The organism is Mixta hanseatica (genome assembly GCF_023517775.1).
In the GTDB taxonomy this organism is placed as follows: domain Bacteria; phylum Pseudomonadota; class Gammaproteobacteria; order Enterobacterales; family Enterobacteriaceae; genus Mixta; species Mixta hanseatica.
Window position 1 is genome coordinate 3,313,545 of record NZ_CP082904.1, and the last position, 24,742, is coordinate 3,338,286.

Annotated in this window: 24 protein-coding genes and 3 pseudogenes; 7 read left to right on the forward strand and 20 right to left on the reverse strand. The window is 53.5% G+C overall.

Annotation, left to right across the window (positions count from 1 at the left end):
• Positions 1 to 5: 5 nt before the first annotated feature.
• The 4 genes from K6958_RS15795 to K6958_RS15810 form a co-directional block, all read right to left on the reverse strand.
• Positions 6 to 1,016 (reverse strand): LacI family DNA-binding transcriptional regulator, encoded by a 1,011-nt coding sequence (locus tag K6958_RS15795; protein WP_249892005.1) that lies wholly within the window; start codon positions 1,014 to 1,016, stop codon positions 6 to 8.
• Positions 1,017 to 1,184: 168 nt separating this feature from the next.
• Positions 1,185 to 1,502, reverse strand: coding sequence for a multidrug/spermidine efflux SMR transporter subunit MdtI (mdtI, locus tag K6958_RS15800; RefSeq protein ID WP_249892006.1), 318 nt, complete (start codon positions 1,500 to 1,502; stop codon positions 1,185 to 1,187).
• Complete coding sequence (locus K6958_RS15805; RefSeq protein WP_249892007.1) at positions 1,502 to 1,840, reverse strand: DMT family transporter; 339 nt, start codon at positions 1,838 to 1,840, stop codon at positions 1,502 to 1,504. Before K6958_RS15805 ends, mdtI begins: the two co-directional genes overlap by 1 nt.
• Before the next feature lie 159 nt (positions 1,841 to 1,999).
• The gene (locus K6958_RS15810) at positions 2,000 to 5,137 is read right to left on the reverse strand and encodes an efflux RND transporter permease subunit (RefSeq protein ID WP_249892008.1); all 3,138 of its coding nucleotides are present in this window, start codon (positions 5,135 to 5,137) and stop codon (positions 2,000 to 2,002) included.
• A 309-nt stretch (positions 5,138 to 5,446) separates the two neighbouring features.
• Here K6958_RS15810 and K6958_RS15815 point away from each other — a divergent pair, with 309 nt between their 5' ends.
• Complete coding sequence (locus tag K6958_RS15815) at positions 5,447 to 5,803, forward strand: hypothetical protein (protein WP_249892009.1); 357 nt, start codon at positions 5,447 to 5,449, stop codon at positions 5,801 to 5,803.
• Between the two features lie 101 nt (positions 5,804 to 5,904).
• Here the strand turns inward: K6958_RS15815 and K6958_RS15820 are convergent, their stop codons facing one another.
• The 3 genes from K6958_RS15820 to K6958_RS15830 form a co-directional block, all read right to left on the reverse strand.
• Complete coding sequence (locus tag K6958_RS15820) at positions 5,905 to 7,440, reverse strand: HrpF/NolX family T3SS translocon protein (RefSeq protein WP_249892010.1); 1,536 nt, start codon at positions 7,438 to 7,440, stop codon at positions 5,905 to 5,907.
• A gap of 120 nt (positions 7,441 to 7,560) precedes the next feature.
• Positions 7,561 to 7,968 carry a DUF2000 domain-containing protein gene (locus K6958_RS15825; RefSeq protein WP_249892011.1) on the reverse strand — a complete coding sequence of 136 codons (408 nt, stop codon included), beginning with the start codon at positions 7,966 to 7,968 and terminating at the stop codon, positions 7,561 to 7,563.
• 38 nt (positions 7,969 to 8,006) lie between these two features.
• Entirely contained in the window at positions 8,007 to 8,870 is an 864-nt protein-coding gene (locus K6958_RS15830; protein WP_249892012.1) for an AraC family transcriptional regulator, read from the reverse strand.
• Positions 8,871 to 9,101: 231 nt separating this feature from the next.
• Here K6958_RS15830 and K6958_RS15835 point away from each other — a divergent pair, with 231 nt between their 5' ends.
• Positions 9,102 to 10,283: a CynX/NimT family MFS transporter gene (locus K6958_RS15835; protein WP_249892013.1), complete on the forward strand. Its 1,182-nt coding sequence runs from the start codon at positions 9,102 to 9,104 to the stop codon at positions 10,281 to 10,283.
• 54 nt (positions 10,284 to 10,337) lie between these two features.
• Here the strand turns inward: K6958_RS15835 and K6958_RS15840 are convergent, their stop codons facing one another.
• A complete protein-coding gene (locus tag K6958_RS15840; RefSeq protein WP_249892014.1) occupies positions 10,338 to 11,300 on the reverse strand; it encodes a GlxA family transcriptional regulator in 963 nt (320 codons plus the stop codon).
• A gap of 112 nt (positions 11,301 to 11,412) precedes the next feature.
• Here K6958_RS15840 and K6958_RS15845 point away from each other — a divergent pair, with 112 nt between their 5' ends.
• Complete coding sequence (locus K6958_RS15845) at positions 11,413 to 12,054, forward strand: HD domain-containing protein (RefSeq protein WP_249892015.1); 642 nt, start codon at positions 11,413 to 11,415, stop codon at positions 12,052 to 12,054.
• Between the two features lie 68 nt (positions 12,055 to 12,122).
• Here the strand turns inward: K6958_RS15845 and K6958_RS15850 are convergent, their stop codons facing one another.
• From K6958_RS15850 to K6958_RS15860, 3 genes are all read right to left on the reverse strand, one after another.
• The gene (locus tag K6958_RS15850; protein WP_249892016.1) at positions 12,123 to 12,434 is read right to left on the reverse strand and encodes a hypothetical protein; all 312 of its coding nucleotides are present in this window, start codon (positions 12,432 to 12,434) and stop codon (positions 12,123 to 12,125) included.
• A gap of 196 nt (positions 12,435 to 12,630) precedes the next feature.
• Positions 12,631 to 12,822 (reverse strand): regulatory protein YcgZ, encoded by a 192-nt coding sequence (ycgZ, locus tag K6958_RS15855; protein WP_249892017.1) that lies wholly within the window; start codon positions 12,820 to 12,822, stop codon positions 12,631 to 12,633.
• 447 nt (positions 12,823 to 13,269) lie between these two features.
• A complete protein-coding gene (locus tag K6958_RS15860) occupies positions 13,270 to 14,334 on the reverse strand; it encodes a mechanosensitive ion channel family protein (RefSeq protein ID WP_249892018.1) in 1,065 nt (354 codons plus the stop codon).
• Positions 14,335 to 15,342: 1,008 nt separating this feature from the next.
• Between K6958_RS15860 and K6958_RS15865 the strand changes: the two are divergent.
• A pseudogene (locus tag K6958_RS15865) lies at positions 15,343 to 15,828 on the forward strand (alpha/beta hydrolase); the annotation flags it as partial.
• Positions 15,829 to 15,979: 151 nt separating this feature from the next.
• On the opposite strand, the gene K6958_RS15870 reads toward K6958_RS15865, so the two are convergent.
• Both K6958_RS15870 and K6958_RS15875 read right to left on the reverse strand, forming a co-directional pair.
• A complete protein-coding gene (locus tag K6958_RS15870; RefSeq protein WP_249892019.1) occupies positions 15,980 to 16,342 on the reverse strand; it encodes a DUF4406 domain-containing protein in 363 nt (120 codons plus the stop codon).
• 7 nt (positions 16,343 to 16,349) lie between these two features.
• The gene (locus tag K6958_RS15875; protein WP_249892020.1) at positions 16,350 to 16,934 is read right to left on the reverse strand and encodes an NUDIX domain-containing protein; all 585 of its coding nucleotides are present in this window, start codon (positions 16,932 to 16,934) and stop codon (positions 16,350 to 16,352) included.
• Positions 16,935 to 17,022: 88 nt separating this feature from the next.
• Here K6958_RS15875 and K6958_RS15880 point away from each other — a divergent pair, with 88 nt between their 5' ends.
• Positions 17,023 to 17,778 (forward strand): DeoR/GlpR family DNA-binding transcription regulator, encoded by a 756-nt coding sequence (locus K6958_RS15880; RefSeq protein WP_249892021.1) that lies wholly within the window; start codon positions 17,023 to 17,025, stop codon positions 17,776 to 17,778.
• Between the two features lie 3 nt (positions 17,779 to 17,781).
• Here K6958_RS15880 and K6958_RS15885 read toward each other — a convergent pair.
• The 6 genes and pseudogenes from K6958_RS15885 to K6958_RS15910 form a co-directional block, all read right to left on the reverse strand.
• Positions 17,782 to 18,301, reverse strand: a pseudogene (locus K6958_RS15885) (hypothetical protein).
• A gap of 52 nt (positions 18,302 to 18,353) precedes the next feature.
• Positions 18,354 to 19,100 carry a sulfite exporter TauE/SafE family protein gene (locus K6958_RS15890; RefSeq protein ID WP_249892022.1) on the reverse strand — a complete coding sequence of 249 codons (747 nt, stop codon included), beginning with the start codon at positions 19,098 to 19,100 and terminating at the stop codon, positions 18,354 to 18,356.
• A pseudogene (locus K6958_RS15895) lies at positions 19,087 to 19,437 on the reverse strand (antibiotic biosynthesis monooxygenase family protein). The gene K6958_RS15890 and the pseudogene K6958_RS15895 overlap by 14 nt, the downstream one beginning before the upstream one ends.
• A gap of 189 nt (positions 19,438 to 19,626) precedes the next feature.
• Positions 19,627 to 21,825 carry a ferric-rhodotorulic acid/ferric-coprogen receptor FhuE gene (gene fhuE, locus K6958_RS15900; protein WP_249892023.1) on the reverse strand — a complete coding sequence of 733 codons (2,199 nt, stop codon included), beginning with the start codon at positions 21,823 to 21,825 and terminating at the stop codon, positions 19,627 to 19,629.
• A gap of 357 nt (positions 21,826 to 22,182) precedes the next feature.
• Positions 22,183 to 22,659 carry a YehS family protein gene (locus K6958_RS15905; RefSeq protein ID WP_249892024.1) on the reverse strand — a complete coding sequence of 159 codons (477 nt, stop codon included), beginning with the start codon at positions 22,657 to 22,659 and terminating at the stop codon, positions 22,183 to 22,185.
• A gap of 173 nt (positions 22,660 to 22,832) precedes the next feature.
• Positions 22,833 to 23,264: an OsmC family protein gene (locus tag K6958_RS15910; RefSeq protein WP_249892025.1), complete on the reverse strand. Its 432-nt coding sequence runs from the start codon at positions 23,262 to 23,264 to the stop codon at positions 22,833 to 22,835.
• A 164-nt stretch (positions 23,265 to 23,428) separates the two neighbouring features.
• Between K6958_RS15910 and K6958_RS15915 the strand changes: the two genes are divergently transcribed.
• Positions 23,429 to 23,608: a DUF2158 domain-containing protein gene (locus K6958_RS15915; protein ID WP_249894711.1), complete on the forward strand. Its 180-nt coding sequence runs from the start codon at positions 23,429 to 23,431 to the stop codon at positions 23,606 to 23,608.
• An 88-nt stretch (positions 23,609 to 23,696) separates the two neighbouring features.
• On the forward strand, positions 23,697 to 24,245 hold the full coding sequence (gene speG, locus K6958_RS15920; RefSeq protein WP_249892026.1) for a spermidine N1-acetyltransferase: 549 nt from the start codon (positions 23,697 to 23,699) through the stop codon (positions 24,243 to 24,245).
• A 54-nt stretch (positions 24,246 to 24,299) separates the two neighbouring features.
• Here the strand turns inward: speG and K6958_RS15925 are convergent, their stop codons facing one another.
• On the reverse strand, positions 24,300 to 24,722 hold the full coding sequence (locus tag K6958_RS15925; protein ID WP_249892027.1) for a hypothetical protein: 423 nt from the start codon (positions 24,720 to 24,722) through the stop codon (positions 24,300 to 24,302).
• Positions 24,723 to 24,742: the final 20 nt, after the last annotated feature.

Sequence of the window (24,742 nt, forward strand, 5' to 3'; positions counted from 1 at the left end):
AAAAATTATATTTTTGTCACGGTCATGCCCAGGCTGCTCTCACGAATAATTAGCTTGGTGGTTAACGCGATAGAATCGATATGCTCTTTCTCTTCCGTACTGTTAATCAGTTCAAAGGCCAGCTTGCCCATTTCATTTATCGGCTGGGCAATACTGGTGATATTCATCATTTGCGCAATGATAGTATTATCAAAGCTGGCGACGGCGATATCGCCAGGAATATTAACGCCGCGACGACGGAGGCGTTCAATAACATAGCTTGCCGCTACGTCGTTATAAATAAACAGGCCGTTGAGTTTATTTTCTTGTTTCAGGATGTTATCAACGATATTATCCAGCGAATGTATATGACCGCGGTTATTCTCACCGTCGCCTTTGGGGATCCAGTAACTTTGTTGTTTCTCAACCTGATAGCCGTGGCTGCGGACCTTCTTACAAAAGGCGGACATTTTGCGGTTATCCACGCCATCCTGGCCGATAAAACCAAAGCGGGTATGACCGGTATCAATAAAGTGCTCGGCTATCGTCTCTGCCCCGTGCTCCTGGTTGTTGAATACTGAATTAAAGAAGCGGGAAGTTTGCGTGACTACGGCAGTATTAATGCCCGTCGCCAGCAGCCATGCGGAGAGTGACGATTCCGCCTCGGTGGGCACCCAAATCAACGCTTCAATGCCCATCCCGGCCAGCGCTCTTACCATCTGCCGATCCTGAAACGGCTGATTCTGATGAGTCTTAACCAGAATAGTTTTTCCGGTGTAACGTGCCTCTTCTTCAAGGGAGGCAAGCAGTTCGCAGAAATGCGGATTAACCAGGTTGGGCACCACAACGCCAATCAGCCCAGAACATTTGCCGCTCAGCTGCACGGCATTTCTGTTAGGGACATAGCAAAGAAAGTTCATCGCCTCATGTACTACTCGGCGAGTTTGTGCGGTGACGCTGGGATGATTATTAATCACCCGCGATACGGTGGCGGTGGAAACGCCCGCTCTGGTTGCTACATCTCTGATGGAAGCCATGGTAAATGTCATCGGTTACATATGTTACATGAATGACAACCAGTGTAAAAACCACGGCTATAAAAAAATGTTGGGTAGATCCCATGTTGTAATGTTACATAGAATTTAGATCTGCATCACAGATTCAGCCATAGCGCCAGGGGCCCGCTAATGGCGCTACGTCAGGCGTCAGCCCAACTCCAGCAGCACCATGCCTGCGGTGATCATCAGCAGGCCAATGCATCCTTTGCCGTCAATGGGCTGTTTAAAAATAATCCAGCCGGTCAAGGCGGTCAGTAAAATGCCGCAGCCGCCCCATATCGCGTAAGCAGTGGCCATCTCCAGCCCCTTCAGGGCCTGCGACAGCGCGGTGAATGAAGCAAAAATAAACAGTAATCCCACTGCGCCCGGAAGCTTTTTAGCCATGCCTTCGGAACGCTGCAGAAAGGCGTTGGCCGTTACCTCCAGCACAATAGCGATGGCAAGATAGAAATAAGGAACCAACATTACGACTCTCTGTGTTCGTTTTCAGCGATATTGACCAGCATCACGCCACCCAGTAACAGGAAAATGGCAATAAACTGCATGACGCTAAGATGCTCTTTGAAAAAGAGACTGCCGATAGCCGCTACCGCTAACAGCCCCAACGATTCCCAGGTGGCATAGGCAACCGCCAGGGCGATTTTTTTCAGGGCCAGCGCCATAAAAGTAAAAGAGAGGCCGATGGTAAAATACATCAGCAGCATGCCCGCCCAGTGAGCTTCTCTGGAAAGTAACTTCATCACTACTACGCTGCTTACTTCTGCCACAATCGCCAGAAAAAGATAACACCAGGCTCTGGACACCCTTCCTCCACATTCCATTAATATTTTCAGCCGGGCATTCTACATCGGGACGGTGACAGGAAGGCAAAAGGAAAAGAGGAGAAGAGGCTAAAAGCCTTAACCCTGCGTGCTTTTTACTGCCCAGGCGCGATGCCGCGGGCAGTATCAGGCAAGGAAAGCTTAGCGATCGTCAGTGGGTTTAACCTTCTGCTGCTGATGCGTGGATCGATGGCTGGTCAGGTAACGTTTCACCAGCACGAAAAACAGCGGCACAAAAAACAGCGCCAGCACCGTGCCCGCCAGCGTACCGCCGATAATCCCGGTACCAATCGCAATGCGGCTGTTAGCCCCCGCTCCGGTCGCCACCGCCAGCGGCGTCACGCCGGCGATAAAGGCCAGTGAAGTCATGATAATCGGGCGCAAACGGGTACGCGCCGCCTGCAAGGCCGCCGCGCTGAGCGAGCGCCCCTGCTTTATCGCATCCTCAGCAAACTCGATGATCAAAATGGCGTTTTTCGAGGTCAGCCCCACCGTGGTCAGCAGCGCTACCTGAAAATAGATATCGTTGCTCAGCCCACGCAGGGTAACGGCCAGCAAGGTGCCCAGAACGCCCAGCGGCACCGCCAGCAGCACGGAAAACGGAATCGACCAGCTCTCATACAGCGCCGCCAGGCAGAGAAACACCACCAGCACCGAGATGGCGTACAGCGTGGTTGACTGCCCGCCCGCCTGTTTCTCCTGCAGCGAAAGCCCACTCCAGGCTCCGGTGGTGCCGGCAGGCAGTTCGCTGGCCAGCCGCTCCAGAGTATTCATCGCATCACCAGAGCTAAAGCCCTGCGCGTTCTGTCCCTGGATTTCAAACGAGGCGGAGCCGTTATAGCGATTCAGCGCTTCCGGCCCCATGGTCCAGTGGGTGGATGCGATAGCGGAGAACGGTGTCATGCCGTTCTCTGCATTGCGGATATACCAGTTGTTTAAATCAGAAGGCGAAGAGCGATAAGGCGCATCGGCCTGAAGATAAACCCGCTTTACGCGCCCGCGATCGATAAAGTCATTGATATAGGCGCCGCCCCAGGCGCTGGTCAGCGTACTGGTCACGCCATCCAATTGCAGGCCCAGCGCGACCGCTTTGCTGGTATCAATATCGATCTGCAGCTGCGGCGTCTGCGGCAGAATATTCGCCCTGACCGCAGAGAGTTCCGGGCTCTGCGCCGCCTTCTGCAATAGCTGGTCGCGCAGCGATTCCAGTTCACTGCGGGTTGTACCGCCGCTGGCCAGCAGCTCATAGGTAAAGCCGTTGTTCTGGCCCAGCCCCGGCACCGAAGGCGGCGTCAGCGCAAATACCTGCGCGTCACGAATAGAAGAGAGCGCTGCCGTGGCGCGGGCGGCGATCGCCTCGGCGGAGTTTGCCGCCCCTGCGCGATCTTCCCAGTTTTTAAGCTTGATAAAGGCCATGCCGGCGTTCTGCGCCGCGCCGCTGAAATTAAAGCCGTTGATAGTGAATATCACATCAACGTTCTCTTTTTCCTCGCTGAGGAACCAGTCGATGATCTGCTGATTGACCGCCTCGGTACGGTTTGAGGTGGCGCCCGCCGGCAGGGTCGCCTGCAGCATGATACTGCCCTGATCCTCAGTAGGCAGGAAGCTTCCCGGCAAACGGGTAAACAGCACAAACAGCACCAGTCCCATCGCGCCATACAGGGTCATCATCACGATCGGGCGACGTAGCGTTCCCAACACCTTATGGCGATATTTACGCTCGGTGGCTTCATAAAAGCGGTTAAACCCGCCGAAGAATCCGCGACGATACGGTTTTCCCGGTTTCAGCAACATACCGCAGAGCGCAGGCGTCAGCGTCAACGCCACCACCACCGACAGCGACATGGCGGCAATAATGGTAATAGAGAACTGACGATAAATAACGCCGGTCGAGCCGGCAAAAAACGCCATCGGTAGAAATACCGCGGAAAGCACCAGCGCAATCGCCACCAACGCGCCAGAAATCTCTCCCATCGATTTTTCCGTGGCCTCCCGCGCCGGCAAGCCTTCGTCGTGCATGATGCGCTCGACGTTTTCCACCACCACAATGGCATCATCCACCAGCAGCCCGATAGCCAGCACCATCGCGAACAGCGTCAGGGTATTAATGGTATAACCGGAAATCGCCAGCACGCCGAAGGTGCCCAGCAGCACCACCGGTACCGCCAGCGCCGGAATGATGGTGGCCCGGATGTTCTGCAAAAACAGATACATCACCACAATCACCAGTACGATAGCTTCGATCAGGGTGACCACCACATCCTGAACGGAGATTTTAATGAAATCGGTGCTGTCCAGCGCATACGCCACTTCATAGCCGGCGGGCATCGAATGCCGATACTCTTCGACCTTCTGCTTGACCAGCGTGGCGGTATCCAGCGCGTTAGCGCCCGGCGCCAGCATCACGCCGACACCGGCAGCCGGATGGCCGTTCAGGCGAGTAGACATATCATAAGACTCGCTGCCCAGCTCAACGCGCGCGACATCGCCAACGCGCACGATTGCCCCGTTCCGCTCGCTTTTCACGATAATATTACGAAACTGCTCTGGCGTTTGCAGGCGTGACTGCGCGCGCACCGTTGCGGTCAGCTGCTGATTGTCCGGCGAGGGTAGCCCGCCGATTTTACCGGCGGAAACCTGAATATTCTGCGACTGAATCGCCGCGGAGACATCGGAAGGCTGCAATGAGAAAGAGGCCAGCTTGTAAGGGTCCAGCCAAATGCGCATGGCGTACTGACCGCCAAATACCTGAATATCCCCCACCCCTTCGGTACGGGCGAGCGGTTCCTGCATATTACTGACCAGCCAGTCGCCGATATCATTACTGCTGCTTTTATTGGTGGTGTCGTACAGCCCCATTACCAGCAGAAAGTTGGACTGGGATTTGGTTACGGTTACGCCAAGCTGTTGTACTTCGCTGGGCAAGCGCGACAGCGCCTGCTGCACTTTATTCTGTACCTGCACCTGAGCCGTATCGGGATCGGTGCCCTGGCTAAAGGTGACCGTAACGGTGACGCTTCCCCGCGAACTGCTGCTGGAGGTGAAATAGAGCAGATTATCCAGCCCGGTTAGCTGCTGCTCGATAACCTGCGTCACGCTGTTTTCCAGCGTCTCGGCCGACGCGCCGGTATAGGTGGCGCTGATATTGACGGAGGGCGGCGCCACATCGGGATACTGCTCTACCGGTAGCAACGTAATAGAAAGCGCCCCCAGCAGCATAATCAAAATGGCAATAACCCAGGCAAACACCGGGCGATAAATAAAAAAACGGGAAAACATTAAGCGGCGCCTCAGTTTTTAAAATAAAAATATGACGGGATCTGTTTAGCAGATAAACGCACTCAGCGGGGGTTCGTTCACGAACTCTTTTTATCCGGCTACCAACAGAGCAGCCAATAGTATGCCGAAACGGGAGGCGATAGCTTGACCTCTCTTCTGAAAAATGACGAACGGATTGAATCAGGTCGGCTTGTTGCCAGCGCCTGAGGGCGTGTTAATTTTACAGGTTATTCTGAAGGCAAAAGCCGTCATGCCGTGCCATTGTTAACTATACTTTTGGTTTGATGATGTTTATTGAGTGAGGGAATAATGAAAAAGACAATCATGGCACTATCTGCACTGCTGCTGGCTTCTCCGGTTTTTGCCGCAACTACGCACGCAACGGATGACACCGTCGCCACCGCCCACGAAGGCGCGCATACCGCCAAAGAAAAACTGCATCAGACGCAGCATCAGGGCGAAGAGATGAAACTTAAATCTGAACATGCCGCAGAAGGTAAAAGCGATAACCTGAGCAGTAAAGCCAGCGAAGGTACGAAGAAAGCGTGGGATAAAACCAAAGAGGGTACGGAAAAGGGCTGGAACGCCACCAAAGAAGGGAGCGAGAAAGGCTGGAATAAGACCAAAGAAGGCGCCAGCGAACTGAAAAACAAAGTCAGCGAATAACCCGCTATTCTCTGTTAATAAAAGGCCGCCGCTGCGGCCTTTTAACGTTAACGTTCCAGCCATCGTCCATCCGGGCTGCCTGTTAATTTTATACGTTCATGTTAACTCTGCGCCCAGACCCGCGGGCCATTCACCTGTTGATTGCCGGATTGCGCGGTTTGCGCGGCGTTCATCACCGCTTGTCCAGCGCCCTCCTTCACACCCTCCTTCACGCCCTGCTTGAGGCCTTCTTTCAGTCCCGCTGTCAGCGCTGCGCGCCCGGCCGTTGCCGCCGCCCCTGCCGCCCCGACGCCCGGGATCAGCATACTCAGGCCGGTTGCCACATAGCCCAGGATATCAAGCAGTTTAAAGATGCCGCCGCCCTTCTCTTTCTTCTGATCGGGCTGGGTTTCCTGCCCTCGCGCCATATCATCCTGCGCGCTCAGCTCGGCCTGCGTGGTTGGCTTATCGGCTAACTGCGGTGATGGCGCTACCTGATTTGAGCCTTTGCGAATAAAGGCATCCAGATCGCCTTTGCCAATATTTCTGTCGTTGGCTTTATTAAAGAAGTTTCCGCCCGCCCCATGCTTGCCGTTATCCAACATAGAAAACAGCATCGAATTGGGCTGGCTAAGCAGGTTTGCCGCGTCCCGCACTTCCTGGCTGTTATTACTGTCGTTGGCGATTTTAGTCAGCTTGTCAGGCTTAATGCCGCCGCCCTTGAAGAAGATATCCTGGTTATTTTGCAACGTCTCCAGCGCTTTACTCTCCTGCGGCGAGAGCTTCACATTATAAGAGGCGACATCGCACAGCCGATCGCGCGAGACGGTCGCGCCCGGATCGTCCTTACCGGTAAGCTGCTGCCACCGATCGGGATGAGCGGTGTAATATTTTGCCGCGGCGGCGACCTGCGGTGGGCATTTGCCCATGTCCTGCGAACCATCGGCAATCTTTTGCAGGGTTTCCAGGCTGACCTTTTTCGGCAGGCTTTCAGAGTACAGATAAAGCTCACGCATGGCGTCATTAGAGGTCATCTCGCGGGCGGGCGATCCTGGTGCTGAATCTGACGGAACATAGTCGTGGGTATAGGTTTCCGCTTTCGCATCGGCATACTGCCTGATCGCCGGATTCTGCTGCCATTTCTGGATATCTTTGGCGCTGATTTTTCCGTCGGTTTTGCCGTTCTTCGCCGGATCGATGGCGTCAAACATGGCGGGGTTCTCTGCCAACGCATCCAGCGCCTGTTTGGCATCACTTGGGGTGCTCGGATCGTTGCGCAGCTTTTCTATCCCTTCACGATCGAGCGGTTTTTTCAGCAGGTTTTCATGCCGGCCCAGAGTGGTGATGACCTGCTCAAACGGCATCTGATCGCTGGCGGCTGAGGTGAGCGGCAACGCGCCGTCCGCCTGAGCAGAGCCGGTTAGCTCCGCCAGCAGATTAGCGATCAGGCTTGATATTAGCTGCGTAAGCGGCTGCGTTGCCTGCTGCCCGCTCAGTGCCAGGTTCGTCTGCCCGGGCAGCGACGGGCTATTAAAAGAGAGCGGTATTGACCCGGTTCCTTTCGCGTCAGGCTGTTTAGCCGTTGGCGATCCTGTACCGGGCAACGCGGGTTCGCGCGGCGCGGTAAAGTTTGATGGTGAAAAACCAGAAAGGCGCATTTTTTTTTCCTTCCGTCAGATAAGAATCCTTATGTGGTTCCCCATACGCGGGAGTTCCATTTACCTGACGGAGCAACGCCCTGATGCAGCTTGAGCGGTCATGATGCAAACCGCCCCGGCCTATTTATGCAGCGCCAGTCCTTTTATCGCTTTCTCCACCGCCTTCTTCGGGCCGCGCAGCGCCAGACCGACCAGATCCAGGTTATCCGCATCCTCCGCCAGGAAAACCTCGCGGTTGGCCTGGTCATGGCCGGTGGAAAACATGGCGTGGACGTAGGGGATTAGCGTGAGCTCGCGCTCCAGCCCTTTGCGGTGCGCGTTCTGCAGGCCGTTAAGATCCGCTTCAAAAACCAACATTGGCTGGCCCAGCATATTGCCGTAGCGGTTGCCGTGTGCGTCAACATAGGGCTCGCCCATCATCTCCGGCGCGGCGGAAGCTATCCCGCTGGCAAGAAATGCCACTACGTTCAGGCGCTGCCATACCGCCAGATCGTGACGAACGATCAGTGCAACTTTGGTATCAAACATCAATCAGGTTCTCCGGTGATTAACAACAGAGACCATCATCAGAGAGAAGGGGCGCGGGCGTATAGAACGTTTGTGCACTGACGCTGATATTCAGCCGGAGTAAGGCGATAAGCGCGTCGGAACCAGCGGCCAAAGTGACTTTGATCGGCAAAGCCGACCTGCGCGGCGGCCTCAGCGGGATTAAATCCCTGCGCCAGCAGCATGCGGGCGGTGCGCAACCGCAGTCGCACCAGCCAGGCATGGGGCGACTGTCCGAACGCCTTTTGAAACTGGCGGGTCAAACGAAAGCGATCGATACCGGCATAATTGGCCAGTTCATCCAGGCCAATATCCAACGCCATCCCGTCATGCATATAATCCCGCACCCGACACATCTGATTAAACGACTCTCCCGCTTCCAGCGCGGGCCGCAGGGAAAGATGACGTGAAAGCAGATCGATTAATCGATCCAGGCTTTGGTCGCGCGCCAGTTTGCCTTCGTGATAATGTACGGCGTGAAAAGCCTGTTGGATGGCGTGGTTCAGCAATGCATCATCGGTAAGGGTATGCCGAAAGGCGGCCTGCAGCGTGGAAATATCGCCCAGTCCACGACGCTGCAGCATGCTCGTCAGCCACGCCTGCGGCAGATAGAGCATGGTATAAGCGAAACCTTCCGCCTGCGGGGCGTGTCCGTCATGTACCGCGCCCGGCTCAATCAGGATCACCCGGCCAGGACTGCTGGTATGCAGCGTGCGATGACAGTTAAAACGCTGCAGCCCGGTTTGCGTTACGCCCACCAGCATCTCATCATGATCGTGCGGATCGTAAGCATGGCCGTAAAAATGGGCATGCACGCTTTCGATGCCGGTTTCATGGTCGCGCTGCAAATTTATCCAGTCGTTACTTACGGATTTCGCCATCATTATTGCGCCTGCAGGGTTGAATTGTCTGACGGTACGCCAGGCCCGCTATTTACCTTATCTGTTTTTTAGCCGGTCGGGTATCTCAGCCAGCATATTCAGCGCCGCCACTTTACAGCCCTGCCGCGGTTGGATAGTATGGCGCGCAGACATCAGGGCCGCGCCCTGTTGCGTAAGCGTTAACGTTAACCAACGCACTATCAGCAGGTTTCCTGCTTTTTGTGCTTAGGTATTATGCGATCCTCGATATCCCCCTCTCCTCTTTTTTTCCTGTTTGTTCTGCTGATAACCGCAGCCAACTTGCGTACGCCGATTACCGTTACCGGCCCGGTGCTGGAAAATATTAGCCGCACTTTTAGCCTGAGCGCGTCTGAAGCGGGCCTGCTGAATTTTATTCCACTGCTGATGTTTGCCGTACTGGCACCGTGCGCTTCGTGGCTGGGTAATCGAATGGGGCTGGAAAAAGCGCTGTGGATCGCGGTCTGGCTGATTACGCTGGGTTCGCTGTGGCGTATTATCGGTAATGAGACCGGTCTTTGGCTGGGCACCCTGACGCTAAGTTCCGGCATCGCCATCGCTAATGTGCTGCTGCCACCGCTGATTAAACGCGACTTTACGGAGCACACGGCAAAATATATCGGCCTCTATGCCTCAACGATGGCGATCACCGCCAGCCTGGCTTCCGGCACCGCCGTACCGCTGGCGCAGGCGACTCCGGCGGGATGGACATTATCGTTGGGGATCTGGCTGGTGCCGGCACTGATTGCGCTGGTCGCCTGGCTGCCGCCGCTTAAACACGCCCGCACGCCCCGTCCGCAGCCGCGCAGCGCCCACGACGTCCGCTTAACCTCGCCGTGGAAATCACTGCTGGGCTGGCAGGTTTCATTGTTTATGGCGCTGCAGTCGATGGTGTTTTATACCCTTATCACCTGGTTTACGCCGTATGCGCAGGCGAATGGTTTTAGTCAGGTCGCGGCGGGCTGGCTGCTGTTTATCTATCAGGTGATTGCGGTCGCCGCCAACCTTGGCTGCATGGTGGCACTGAAAAAGCAGCGCGATCAGCGGATGATCGGCTTTATCGCTTCGCTGGCTATTTTTATCGGCCTGGCCGGTCTGCTGCTGGCGCCGCAGCTGGCGGCGCTTTGGCTGATTAGCGCCGGGCTGGGCGCGGGTGCATCGATGGTAACCTGCCTGGCGCTGTTCAGCCTCAGAGCCGCTAACCATCAGCAGGCCTCACAGCTTTCGGGTATGGCGCAGTGCGTGGGATATGGGCTGGCGGCGCTGGGTCCGCTGGCGTTTGGCGTGTTGCATGAAATATTTGCCAGCTGGAATAGCGCGCTGCTGGCGCTGCTGGGGATGACGATTTTGCAGATGGTTGTCGCGCCGCTGGCAGGCAGAGAAAAACAGATCGGCTAAATAGTTCCTGCTATCGCGCCAGCAACAGAGCATGGCTCGTTTTTCCGAGGCTGCCTAGCGCTCTGCCAGCAATTTGCTGTACATGACCGGCGTCATACCGGTCATGCGGGTAAAGGCGCGACGCATCACATCGGGTCCGGAAAAGCCGCAGCGGGCGGCAATAGTTTTCGCGGGCAGCTTCCCTTCCGTTAGTAGCAGCTTCGCTTTTGCCACCCGCTCACGCTCCAGCCATTGCCCCGGCGTCATATTTATCTGCTGGCGAAACAGGCGTGTCAAATGTCGCTCGCTTAAATGGATATGGGCCGCCATCATCGCCACGCTTTTTAACGTATCAAGATGGTTTATGCTCCAGCGTTGAAGATCCTGCAATGCCGTCCGTCCGGTTAATGAAAGATCACCGCCGCGCATAAAATGCGTCTGATTAACCGGGCGGCGGAAAAACATCACCAGGTTACCTGCAATATCCAGCGCCACTTCACGTCCCAGATCCTCCTCCACCAGGCGCAGCGCCAAATCGAGTCCAGAGGTCACTCCGGCAGCGGTTCTTATCGGACCGTCAGCCGCATAGAGCGCGTCGGCATCTACTGAGATTTCAGGGTAGCCTGCCGCCAGCGCCGCAGCGCAAGCCCAGTGCGTGGTTACTCTTTTACCGTTCAGCAGTCCGGTTTTCGCCAGCAGCAGCGCGCCGCTACATACAGAGCCAAAGCGACGGCTACGCTGACACAGGCCGACAATCATTTTAAGCATTGCTGCGTCAGGCGTGAATACATCAATATCCGGCGAACCGGCAATCAAAAACGTATCTGCCGCATAACTTTCTGCATCGCTAAGCTGATAGTCCGCCGCCAGCCGAACGCCGGAAGAAGCCTGCACCACCGGCGCAGCAAAAGACATTACACGCAATGTATAAACCTGGCGTTGCAAAATACGGTTCGCTTCGGCGAAGACATCAAGCGGGCCGGAAAGGTCCAGTAATTGTACGCCCGGTACCGCCAGAATAATGATCTCACGCTTCATTGTTTTCCCCATGTCGCGATAAATCGCATTGTCCCAAATCGTCGCTTATAGATGCTTTAAGACAACAAGGATGCGCTTTAGGCTTAAACAAGGCAACTAACCGGAGACAAGAATGCATAGCAAGATAAACAACCTGACCATACCCGATAGCCAAATGGCGCGTGACGCCACTGCTTTTATTCGTGATACAGAGTCCGATCTATTGTTCCATCACTCCAGTCGCGTCTACTACTGGGGAGCACTGGCGGGCCAGCGGTACAGACTTAACGTAGATCGCGAGCTGCTCTATATCGGCTGTATGTTTCACGATATTGGCCTGACGCATGAACATTGCAGCTGTGACAAACGTTTCGAAGTTGACGGTGCTAACGCAGCGCGTGATTTTTTAAAGGGCTATGGCATCGCGCAAAGCGATATTGATAAAGTCTGGACGGCCATCGCGTTGCATACCACACCAGGCATTCCGGAGTATATGGCGCCGGAGATCGCGCTGGTTACGGCAGGGGTGGAAATGGATGTGCTGGGCATCGGCTATGAAGACTTCGACGAACGTGAAATTGAGGCGGTTACCACCCAACATCCGCGTCCAGCCGCGTTTAAAGAAGAGATCATGACGGCGTTCTATAACGGGATTAAACATAAACCCCAAACCACCTTTGGCAATGTAAAAGCAGATGTGATTAAGGATAAAGATCCAGCCTTTTCACCGCTTAACTTTTGCCAGGTTATCCGCCAGTCGCGCTGGCGTAGTTAAAAGCAAACGCGTGGCTTCGGCTAATAAAATACCGGCAGAATGCATTGGCAGCCTGCCGGTCATCTTATCTAGTCGCTGTCCTCAAAATTTTCGCTTCGCGTTCTTCTGAACCCGAAGCGATTCTGCGGAAATTTGACTGTTTTAGCGTCAGTGTTACCGGCGTCTTTACGACGGAGCCCCGACACTGACTGCGGAATGTGTCTGAATGCTTTCCTTGCCTCCCAGTAAGACATGACTTTCTCTTCGTCAGTCTCCGTTTCGGCAAGCTGCTGTAACTTATCCATGATGGCATGATTACTTAAAGCACTCTGGCTATCCAGAATAGACATGACCGCTTCGCCCAGGGCTACATGCACATTCTTTTGATCTTCTTTATCCAAACGCTCTCCTGTGCTGATGTTAAAAGGAAACCGGTTATTCAGGCGATGCGGAATAACCTGGCGCTTTTCAGGCGCTAGCTGTTGCTTATGGCAACAGCTACGCCAGAATCAGGAGAGTCTTACTACAGGTATACATAACGTGAAAACAGATAATTGTGATAAACATTCAGGCCAGAGCGCGCCCGCTGGTCAGGATCTATTCGCGGCCCAGTACCAGAGCCAATAGCCCGTGGTAATGCTTTTCCATTTCCTTGCTGGTTGTACCATCCAGCTTCGTCAGCAGCTTGGCGCAGATCGCTTTGCGGTTAACGCTTTCACCCGCCCGTAAAATATCAGCGACGATCTGTCCCAGCGTCTCCTGCTGAGTAGGGATTTCTATATCTGCCATGTCAAAACGCGGAGCAAGTGCCTTGTTGGTTCCAGGTGTCCATCGTTGCTGCTGCATCATTGGCGCCCTCGTGGTCAGATGATTAAATAAGCTAAACTTGTTACGGGCTAAACTATACAAAAAAACAAAAGCTGTACAGGTATTTTTTGCTGAATTTTTTGTTGATCGATCTTGATCCGAGGCCAGAAGAAAGGGTACAGGCGCGCCTGTCCAGCGGGGGCAGCAGCGGCGTGTTGCAGGTAGTGCCACTGATGCCGTGCCAGTTTTTTATCGCAATTTAACGCGGCGCACCCTTCAGCTTGATACAACCAGATTGCTCTATAAATGACATCAGCTGATAACAGGCGAAACATGATGGAAATCGAACGCGGCAGCTCTGCTGCTTACCGTCTCTGCACGTTCCGCTCGATAAAAACGAGAACGCTTAATTACTGAACTCGCGGATTATCAGGCATCGGAACCGGTCAGGGTAGCCCTCACATGAGGAAGACTCTGGGGGTAGTTTTGCTGAATAAACTCAATCATTTTTTCCCGCACGTGACAGCGTAAATCCCAGGCCATGGGTGAATTTTGTGCCGTCATCAATAATCTGATAGTCATGGTTTTTTCACTGGTATCGGTAACCTGAAGCACCTGAGTTTGTTGATCCCAGAGTTTTGTTTCACTGAGTACTTTTTCAAAGTGCTTGCGCAGAGGCTCTAAGGGCATGGAATAATCAAGGTAAAGAAAAACCGAGCCTAAAATTTGTGCATTGTTACGCGTCCAGTTTTGGAACGGATTTTCTGTAAAGTAAGTAATAGGCAAGACCAGCCGGCGCAGGTCCCAGAGACGTACCACAACATAAGTCAGGTTTATCTCCTCAATCCAGCCCCATTCTTTTTCAACCACGACTGCATCATCAATTTTTATCGGTTGTGTAAAGGCTATCTGGATTCCGGCGAATAAGTTGACAAGCGACTTCTGTAGAGCAAACCCAATTATTATTCCGGCAACCCCGGCACCGGCCAGGATGGTAGTGCCGAATTTTCGAACGCCAGGGAAACTAAGCAGAATCAGAGAAAGACAGAGCATCACGAGAACGGCAATAGCAACCTTTTTAACATATATTATCTGAGTGCGAATTTTGCGGGCACGAAGATTATTCGAAATATTGATGTCATAACGGATAAAAAGCATATCCTGAGCAACATTGATCAATCGAATCAGGACTGAGCAAAATGATAATATAATAAATATATTAACTGTTGTTTTAATAAAACCAAGAGATGCAGGCTGAACGTTGACATAATTAACCCCTAAGTTTATTAACAGTAAGGGAATAAAAAGAAACATTGATCCACGAAGGTGCTTTTCAAGTGATTTGAATAGCTTTCGGTCACGACTCTGCCAGTAACAGATGAATCGAAGAAGGATAAATCGCGTTAGAAAACCCACTGCGAGTGAGAGAGTGACGAGCAATACGGCAGGCACCCATAATGGAGCGCCAGATAACTCACCAAATAACAAAGGCATTATTTCCCCTTATATTCAGACTACAGCACTGGGCTGTCAGATTAGTTTAAAAAATCAGTAAACATTTGGTTTTAGGTTATCTGATACACGCACATTATTATATGAGAAATATGATAAAATGGCCTCGTCAGGAGATAAAAATATCTGGCAATCTCTGGTAAACGCTTCCTGCGTGTCACGAATCTGACACACAAGTTCGGGAACCGAGTTGTGTACTTTTTATAAGCGATTTGAACCGATACCGAAGCAGGTCAACGGCCTGAGGGGATAACTAGCATAAGCCCACACGTCAGATAAATGCAACTCGTTGAGATTTTAAGAATTTTTCGATGGGTAAAGTAAATTGTGAAATGAAGATGCTGGCTAAGCAAGTCGGCGGCAGCTTTAACGCACGGGCGCAGAGTGTTCTTCGCGCTTACCTGCCACAAGGATTTCCCCGCAGTGAAGCCAGAGCAATGACGTCAATGAATCCCGGCCACGGCAGTGGCCGCTGTCATCTTAGTGCTGGAATAAGCTGAAGGTGCTGCTGTAATAACTGACCATCCAACCTACATAGACCAACCACACCAGCAACAGTCCGGTTAAGCTCATTTTCATTGTCATAACATTTCCTTACCCTCGCCAGGGTTCTTAACAACGCCTGGACCATAATTTGGCAGAGTAAGAAAAGACTGAACTTGCGGTAGATCAATTAAACCTGTTTCATGATAAAAACTGATAAATCATAGCCGATCAAGTTTGCTAATCGCCTGGCTTTTTTAGCCGCTCATCACATTTAGCTGGCCGATAAAAATAACCATCAATATCAGATATTTACCATTTCAAGATCTTCATCAATTTTTACTAATAATGATAATAATCACTATTTGCCTACTACCCTATTTCGTTGCAAGAAAGTTGTCACTCTATTGCTGTAATTAATGTAAAACGAACCGACAGTACTCCGGCGCTCTTTACCCGGATGGCAGAGGCTAAGCATAGATCCTATGGTGTATGTAGTTGACGATGGTAGCGGGCCTGGTGCTGCTGGGTGCGGTAACGCCGATTTTCGGTAAAGCGGAAGATTATCCGCAGGGCGTTGATTTGAGCGTTTTTGCCGGTATTCGTGATGAACTGCTTAAAGATCGCGCGCAGTTCATCAGCGATTTTGCCGCCACTTTTTACGGCACTAATGCCGGGCAGACGGTTTCCGCAGGCGTGCTGACGCAAACGTTGAATATTGCGCTGCTGGCATCGCTGAAAGGTACGCTGGAGTGCGTCACGGCCTTCTCCGAGACCGATTTCCGCCCGGATATGGCGAAGATCGATGTGCCGACGCTGGTGATTCACGGCAACAACGATCAGGTGGTGCCGTTTGAAACCACCGGTAAGGTGGCGGCGGAAATGATTAACAACGCCGAGCTAAAGGTCTATGACAATGGCCCGCACGGCTTTGCGGTAACGCATCAGGATCAATTGAATAATGATTTGCTGGCGTTCCTGCAGGCGCACTAAGCGAAAAAGGGGATGCGGCGCATCCCCTAAAAATAAAGAAATGTGCTTGTACTCCCGTCGCCTTACGTTCATTAGCCGTTTGTAAGAGGAGGCCACATATCCCTTTTCTCTTCGCGAAAACTGAGAAACCTGGCGGTTAATACACATTGTTTTATACCGGTGCTATCTGTTCAATAGCGCGATAAATCTTCAGGCCGCGCTGTTCCGCTATTTCAATATCTTTATCTGCGCCCCGCGAATCCCCTTCAATACGTAATATCGCATCGCACTGGGCAATTAAGCGATGCGCCACCGGATACAGCATCGATTCGCTAATTTCATCGCCCAACGTTTTTGAACCTGCCGCTTTAGCTAACGGAAGCGCCAGCCATTCGCCAATCACCGGCACGTGTCCGCGTTGATAAACCTGTAACGCCGCCGCTTCAAGCCGCTGAAGATTCTGCGCGATCAAGGTTTCATCGCCCTGCGTTCCGCTGCGATATGGCCCGGCAATAAGAATTAATTCTGCTGTCATTTTCGCCTCACATAATGCCCTTCAGGGCCAGGTACTGAAGTAACATAATGGTTTTAGCATCCGCTATTTCACCGTTATCTATCGCCGCCATCGCCTGCTGAAATTCCATTTCGACTACTTCAATATCTTCTCCTTCCTCTTTAATGCCACCGCCCGCGCCAGAAAGGTGTTCGTCGCGGTATTCAGCAATAAAGAAGTAGAGCTTCTCGGTAACCGAGCCCGGGCTCATAAAGGCTTCAAAAACTTTTTCTACCTGTTCAACCTGATAACCGGTCTCTTCTTCCGCTTCGGCTTTAATTCGCTTTTCAGGATCAAGGTTATCCAGCAACCCCGCCGGCGCCTCTAACAGCAGGCCGGGATGCTGATTTACGTAAACGGGAAAACGAAACTGGCGCGTTAAGATAACGGTTTGCCGGCTACGGTTATAAAGCAGAATCACCGCCCCGTTGCCCCGGTCGTAAACCTCACGGCTTTGCCGCTGCCATTCGCCATCGCGGCGCTTAAGCTCAAAGGTATATTTTTTCAGTAGGTACCAGTCATCCGATAACACTTTACTGTCAATAATGCGCATTTCTGCATGTTTAGCTGGCATAATGGCTCCTCCGTCGATAATATCGTCATCATATCGTGTACAAACGTGCACACTCAAATGAATTCGTGCAAACCAGGAAAAAGGCCATATGCTTACCTCGCAACGTAAACAGCTCATCCTGCAAAAACTTGCGGCGGAGGGGCAGGTGCTGTCTAAGCATCTCAGCGAAACCTTTAACGTATCAGAGGACACCATCCGCCGTGATTTACGTGAGCTTTCTGCTGAAGGCCTGCTGCAGCGGGTACACGGCGGCGCGCTGCCAGCTTCCGCTGCAACCGTCACCTTCGCCGAACGTAAAAACCTGCGGTTGGATGCGAAACGGGTTATCGCGAAAAAAGGCGCAGAACTGATTGAGCCGGGACAGGTCGTGATGATCGACGGCGGAACCACGACCGCTGAATTGATTACGTTCTTACCCCATAGCCTGCAGATTACCGTGGTCACCCATAGCCCAGGCATTGCGCTTGGTCTGGCGGATCATCCCTTGATCGATGTGATTATGATCGGCGGGCGGCTATTCAAACATTCGCTGGTGGCGGTTGGCGCGGCGGCTATTGAGAACGTCGCGAATGTCCGCGCGGATATTTTCTTTATGGGCGTAACCGGCATTCATGCTGACGCCGGTTTGAGTACCGGCGATTATGAAGAGTCCTGCATTAAGCGCGCATTTTCGCAAAAGGCGGCGGAAACCATTGTGCTGGCGTCGCCGGAAAAACTGAATTCCGCCTCGACCTGGGTAATCGGCGATATTTCGCTAATCAATACCATGGTGGTGGAAAAGAGCACCGCAGAACAGTTGCTGACGCCCTTTATCAACAAAGGCATCAGCGTGGTTAAAGCCTGAACGCTAAACAGCCTGGACGCCAAAGTGCCGCTTCAGGCCCTGCGCACCTTTGGCGGTGATACGCACGCAGCGGCTGCCGATATCCTTTTCCATCCAGCGCTGCTGCTCAAACCAGCTGAGCAAAGCGGCGCCCAGCGCCCCGCCGAGATGATAGCGACGTTCGCTCCAGTCCAGGCAGGCACAGCTAAATTTTCTGCGCGAGCCGGCAGGCGCTACCGCAATCCCCAGTTCCGCCAGCATTGCGCTGCCCTGCGTTGTGAGAGCGCTACCTTCCTCTGTTAGCCAGCCGCGCTCGGTTAGCCGCTGATACAGGCTCACCGCCACCTCCCCCGCTAAATGGTCATAACAAGTTCTGGCACGACGCAGATAAGCGGGCGTGGTAATACGCGGCGCGGCCATCCATTAATACACACAGCATACGGGCGCGTGACTTATCCGCCATAATCGCCGCCGTGGCCGCCAACAGATCTTCCGGCTGACAGAGATGCTGCGCCTCTGCGCTTTTTTCGCTGCGTAATGCCATATTCTATCCCCTGGTTGCCATTAACAAAGAGCCGGATGCGGATACGTTACCTTCAGATGGCGCGGATCACCATCTCCAGGCCCAACGCGAGCAGACAGATCAGAAAATAACGTTTAAATACCGGCGGAGAGATAAACCGGCGCAGCCGCTGTCCGGCAAACAGCCCGATCAGCGCCGGGATCACCGCTAATCCTGATATGCCCAGGGAGACGGAAGGCAATGCACCATGCCATCCCAGGCCGGCGGCAAGGGCCAGCGTCGAGCTGGTAAACGAGATCCCCAGCGCCTGCACCAGCTCATCTTTCTCCAGCCCCAGCGCCTGTAGCCAGGGCACCGCGGGCATAACAAAAACACCGGTAGCGCCGGTCAGCATACCGGTAACGATGCCTACCGGCAGCGACCAAACCGGCTCATGCCGCGGCGCGACGGCAACACTGCGCCCGGTCAGCGTCCATAGCGCGTAAACGATAAGCGCCGTTCCCAGTGCCAGCTGCGTATACGCGCTATGACCGTTGGCCAGCCATCCGCTGCTTAACAGCGTAGCGCTGACAATCGCCAGCTGCATCGGCCACAGCCGCCGGATCAGCGCGCCGCAATGCGCTCCGCCGCTCAGCTGAAAAATGTTGGTTATCAGGGAAGGCAAGAGCAGCATTGCGGCGGCGGTGGCCGGTGAAAGTAACGCGCCGAGCACGCCCATCGCCACCGTCGGCAGCCCCATGCCGGTCACGCCCTTTACCAGCCCCGCCAGCAAAAAAGTGACGCCTGCCAACAGCAGCGTAGCGAAATTAAACTCTATCATGCGTTTCTGCCTCCGCCTGCGGCGCCTGGCCGCGCTCGTTTTTGCCGTAATCGCGTATTACCGCCGCGACGCGCAGCCGGTAATGGCTGAAAATATCGGCGTGCCCCGCCTGCTGCGCGGTGCGGTGCGCTTCCTGACGTCGCTAGGCGAGTATCGCTTCCTCGTCCCGCCACCAGGAAAGAGATAATAGTTTCTCCGGCTGGGTCAGACTTTGAAAACGCTCGATGGAAATAAATCCGTCGATATGGCTGAGCAGCGGCTTAAGTTCCGTCGCCAGGCTCAGATAGCGTTGCTGCTGAGAGGGATAAGGTTCAGCTTCAAAAATAACGGCAAACATGGTCGACTCCTTCTGGTTGAGAAAACCAGCTTGCCGCAGACGCAGGGTGGATGCTTCGCCGGACAACAAAGTATGGGCGCCGAGTGGCCGTTAGGGTAGAGAGGCGAGTTGAACTACAGGGATCTCATCCTGCCTGTTCAACAGGCAGGATAAGCAATCCAGGTTCCGGGCGGAGCCTGGATTATCCAATTAGAAGTTGTAGTTGGCGGTAACAGAGACGTTACGCGGCGCGCCGTAAACCTGATATTGCCCCACGTAGGTATCGTAGGATTTATCGAACAGGTTATTCAGGTTCGCCTGCACCGACAGCTGTTTCGTAACCTGATAGCGGCCAAACAGATTCACCAGCGCATAGCTGCCCTGCTCTGCGCGCCAGGTACCGTTGCCTTCCGGCGCGGCGACATCCTGCCAGACGTGCGTCTGCCAGTTTACGCCGCCGCCCAGCGTCAGCTGGCTTAAGGCCGGCACGTTATAAGCGGCGAACAGCTTCAGGCTGGTGCGCGGCAGCATCGGGTTGATGGCATTGCCGTCGCCATCTTCCGCCACGTAGCGCGTTGCGCCGAAGGTCATCTGCAGGTTATCGGTGACCGCGCCGTTAACCTCAAACTCAATGCCTTTGCTGACCGTACCCTGCGCAGCGTAGTACGCCTGTTCGCTATTAGTGTTCGGGATCATCTGGCCGGTGGTTTGCGCGACGTTATCCTGCTCAACACGGAACAGCGCCACGGAGGTGGTCAGGCGGCTGTTCAGCCAGTCCGCTTTTAGCCCGGTTTCATAGTTTTTACCGACCGTCGGCGGCAGATAGCTGCCGTTAATATCCCGGTAAGACTGCGGATTAAAGATCGAGGTATAGCTGGCGTAAGCGGACCAGGTATCATTGATGTCATACACCAGGCCAGCGTAAGGCGTGATACGGTTTTTCGCCAGATTCTGCGTCAGCGTGCTGGTGCTCCATTTGGTATAGCGCGCGCCTACAATCAGGTTGAGCGGATCGGCCAGCGAAATGCGCGTGGCCAGATAGGCTGACTTCTGGTGCACCGTATCGGCCTGCGCCAGGCTTAGCTCGCCCCAGTTGGTCTCAGGAATATTGCCATCCCAGTTATTGTAATTGCCGATGTCATCCGAAGAAAGGTTCGCGAACGCGTTGGTGTAGCGGTTGTTTTGGCGGCTGTAGCTTACGCCCGCCATCAGCTCGTGCTGACGACCAAACAGCTGGTAAGGGCCGCTGGTAAAGGCATCCAGCGCATGCACTTTGCGCGTGCCGGTGTTATAGCCGGTGCCGCCGATAACAGGATAATCGGCGTAAGCGCTGACGCCTCGCCCGGTGGTTTTATCAAAAAAGCCATCAAGATAGAGCATCTTGCTGTCGAGTTTGGTTTCCGCATGGGTGCCGTTCAGGGTGATCTGCCAGCCGTTATCGAAGCGCTGCTTCAGCGTGGCGAACACTCTTCTGGACTCGGTATTGCTGTAGGCCCAGTCAGGCGCGGTATTGTCGCTGCGATCGTAGCTAATTTGGCTGCCGTCCGTATACCAGCGCGGTAAGCCGCCCCAGGTCGGGCTGTCAGCCTGGTTTTCCTGATAGTCGTAGCCCACCGATAAGGTAGTAGAGTCGGTGAGGTCCGCATCCACCACGCCATAAATGAATTTTTTTTCGTTGCTGTAGCGATCAAGATAGCTGTTTCTGTCCTGATAACCGGCGACCACGCGTCCGCGTACGTTGCCTGAATCGGTTAACGGCGCGGAGAGATCAAGCACATAGCGCTGCTTATCCCAGCTGCCGTAGCTGGCGGAAACGTTACCGACAAACTCGCGGCTGTCGGCGTGCTTACGCACCATATTCACCGAGGCTGACGGGTTGCCCGCGCCGCTCATCAGACCGGTCGCGCCACGCACCACTTCGATGCGGTCATAAATCGCGCTATCGGACATAGCATCGCCAAGGTTCCAACGCTCTTCAAACACGGTCGGAATATCATCAACCATGTAGTTATCAATCATAAACCCGCGCGAATAGAAAGTGCTGCGATCGAGATCGGCCACTTTTTCCGTCACGCCGGTGGTGTTCTTCAGCACATCGCCCAATGACTGCATCTGCTGATCCCGCATGCGCTGCTTGCTGATAATGCTGACGGACTGCGGTATATCCCGCGCGGTTAAGGTCATCCTGGTCCCCGCCTGGGTGACCGGCACGCTGTAATCGCTTTGCGTGCTGTTCTCTTCGCTGTCAACAGCGGCATCAACCACCAGCGTCTCTTCCTGCGCTGCCGCCCAGGCCGCGTTACCGTGCAGCGCAATGGCGATCAACGCTGCCAGGGAAGTTAGAACCCGTTTGACTGACGCGCCTTCGCTAAGGCGAATTTCCCTGTTATCAACTGAAATTAAAGACATTTTTTACCTTCGAGAGCTATTATTTTTTTGTGTGCCCGACCGTATGCGCTTTCTCAATCTGCAAAAGCCCTACGCTTAAGGCAGTTTTCCCTGAGCCAGAACTCCTGGCGCTGTCGCTTTCCCTGCCGGCTTAGCGGATTAATGGATACGTAAAAAATCATTTCACCGCTAATGGTGAGAATGAGAAATTTAATCATTTTCATTACGGATGTAAATGAGTATTACAGAATTGTCTTGAAGGCGCCTGTGGGGTGACAGCAAAGGGTAAAGATGAGGAGTTAAAGACGAAGGAAAGAGGCTATATGTTCCCCGATAAAGCACCGGGGAAATCTGCCGGCCCGCAAGAGCCAGCGACGTTTACGCTTTGTCGGCGGCCGGACGCAGGCGGGCAGTTAAACCACGCAGGAAGTAGCGCAGGAACTGATCGCCGCATTCACGGTAGTTTTTATGGTCCGGCGCACGCATGATGGCGGTAATCTCCGGCATAGAGACCCGGAATTGCTGCGAGGTCAGAATTGCCAAAATATCATCGGTTTTCAGCGCAAAGGCGATACGCAGCTTTTTAAGGATGATGTTGTTGGTAATACGACGCTCGACTTTCAGCGGCGGCATGCTCTCATCTTTACCGCGTTTGTGATAAATCAGGCCGTTCAGGAAGCCGCTCATCAGCACGTCCGGGCAGGCGACAAAGCCTTGCTCTTCTTCTTTCAGCATATAGCTGGCCATCTGCTCAACGGGAATCGCCATATCGGCCAGCGCCAGGATCGCGACCATATCATTATTGTTGAGCTTTAGCGCGTAGCGCAGGCTACGCAGTACATCGTTATTCATCATCGCGATGATTCCTTACCCTTCCGGCATACAAAGCGGGCAGTATAGCGATCTCTGCGCTGATGACGAGCAAAACAACGCGCTTTTGCGCTAACGACGTGCTGGTAATCACAAGGGAAAGAGCCTGAGAGACGAAGTAAAACAGCCGCCCTGCAGAGGCAGGACGGCAGAAGGCATTAGTTTTCCAGCTTATAGTTCAGGGTGATTTCAGCATTCAGTACCTGTGAAACCGGACAGCCTGCTTTTGCCTTGTTGATAATTTCATCAAAGGCAGCGTTATCGATTCCCGGCAGCTTGATGTTGCTATCAAGCGCAATTTTGGTAATGGCAAAACCTTCGCCCTGTTTATCCAGCGAGACATCCGCCGTGGTATCAATACTCTGTGGCGTATGGCCAGCCTGACCCAGCATCATCGACAGCGCCATTGAGAAGCAGGCGGCATGCGCTGCGCCAATCAATTCTTCCGGGTTAGTGCCGGGCTGATCTTCGAAACGGGTGTTAAAACCGTATGGTTGCTGTTTCAGCGCGCCACTTTCAGTAGAAACGGTGCCTTTACCCCGTTTAAGATCGCCTTCCCAGTGTGCCTGACCTTTCTTATGAATCGTCATCTTTCCTCCGGTTTTACTGAAATGTACTATCAGTATAGTTAGCCCGCTGCGTATCACCTGGCGGCAGCGGTTTTATTACCCTGGCCCAGGCTGTCAGACCATGTGCTGTCTGACGGACGGACGACGAGAAAAATGTAACTAACAAAGAATAACGGAGAGATATGATGTTTCAGAAAGATGATTTTGTGCAGGCGAAAACCGGCGGCCCGAAAATGCAGGTGCTGCGCGTAGAGGGTGAAACGCTCTGGTGCGCCCGCGTTGATGATGCAGACAAAAAAGAGATCGAGATCCCGGCCAGTTCAGTGAATCCTTATCATGAAGAGGGTGACTTCGGCGTCTGCTGAGTCCCCGGCAGCCTGAATGAGAACGGGCTGCCTTCTTAGGGCTGCGCGGCGCCGCTAAGATGAAACTTATTTTTACCGGGATCTGGGTATGAGCGTGAAATTACGTCCGCTTGAGCGGGAGGATTTGCACTTTGTGCATCAGCTGGATAATAACGCCAGCGTGATGCGTTACTGGTTTGAGGAGCCCTACGAGGCGTTTGTTGAACTCTCTGACCTTTATAACAAGCATATTCACGATCAAAGCGAACGACGCTTTGTGGTGGAAAATGGCGGTGAAAAAGTGGGCCTGGTGGAACTGGTTGAGATCAACCATGTGCACCGCCGCGCCGAGTTCCAGATCATTATCGATCCCCTGCATCAGGGCAAAGGGCTGGCGAGCCAGGCGGCAAAACTGGCGATGGATTACGGTTTTTCCGTGCTGAATCTGTATAAACTCTATTTGATTGTCGATCAGGAGAATGAAAAAGCGATCCATATCTACAGCAAGCTGGGCTTTGAGATAGAGGGCGTACTGCGGCACGAATTTTTTATTAACGGCGAATACCGTAACACCATTCGCATGTGTATTTTCCAGCATCAGTATCTGGAAAAACATAAAACTCATCCCGGCGCGATGGTCAAACCTACCGCTCAGTAAACGGCAGGCAGCGCGAGGATAGAACCTGCGCGCTGCTCTTCTCACCGTGATTTATCAACCGGCGCGCGCGCCGACCGGGTTGATCACCGGCTGAATCTGGGCCGGCTCAATGTTATACATGCCGCCATAGAACGGATCCACCAGCAGCCAGCCCGGGAAGCCGCCCAGCGGGATATTACCCAGGATATACCACAGGTTGGCCTTCTCTTTTAACGGCAACGTCAACGGAACATAGCCGGGGCGCTCCATCATCACCCGATAACTCTTTTTGCCGAAATAGCTGCCGTTCGATTTATCCAGCACCACGGTTTTCGGGGTTATCCCCTCCGCCACCGCGCGTCCGGTTTCATCCTGCACCACAAAGGTTGCTCCTTGCGGAATCGAATCGATTCGCACGCTTTGCGTTTCCGAGCCAACAATCGTGGCGCAGCCACTGAGCAGCGATACCGCCGCCAGCGCCAGTAACAGGCGTTTCATACGCTTTCCTGAATTTTACG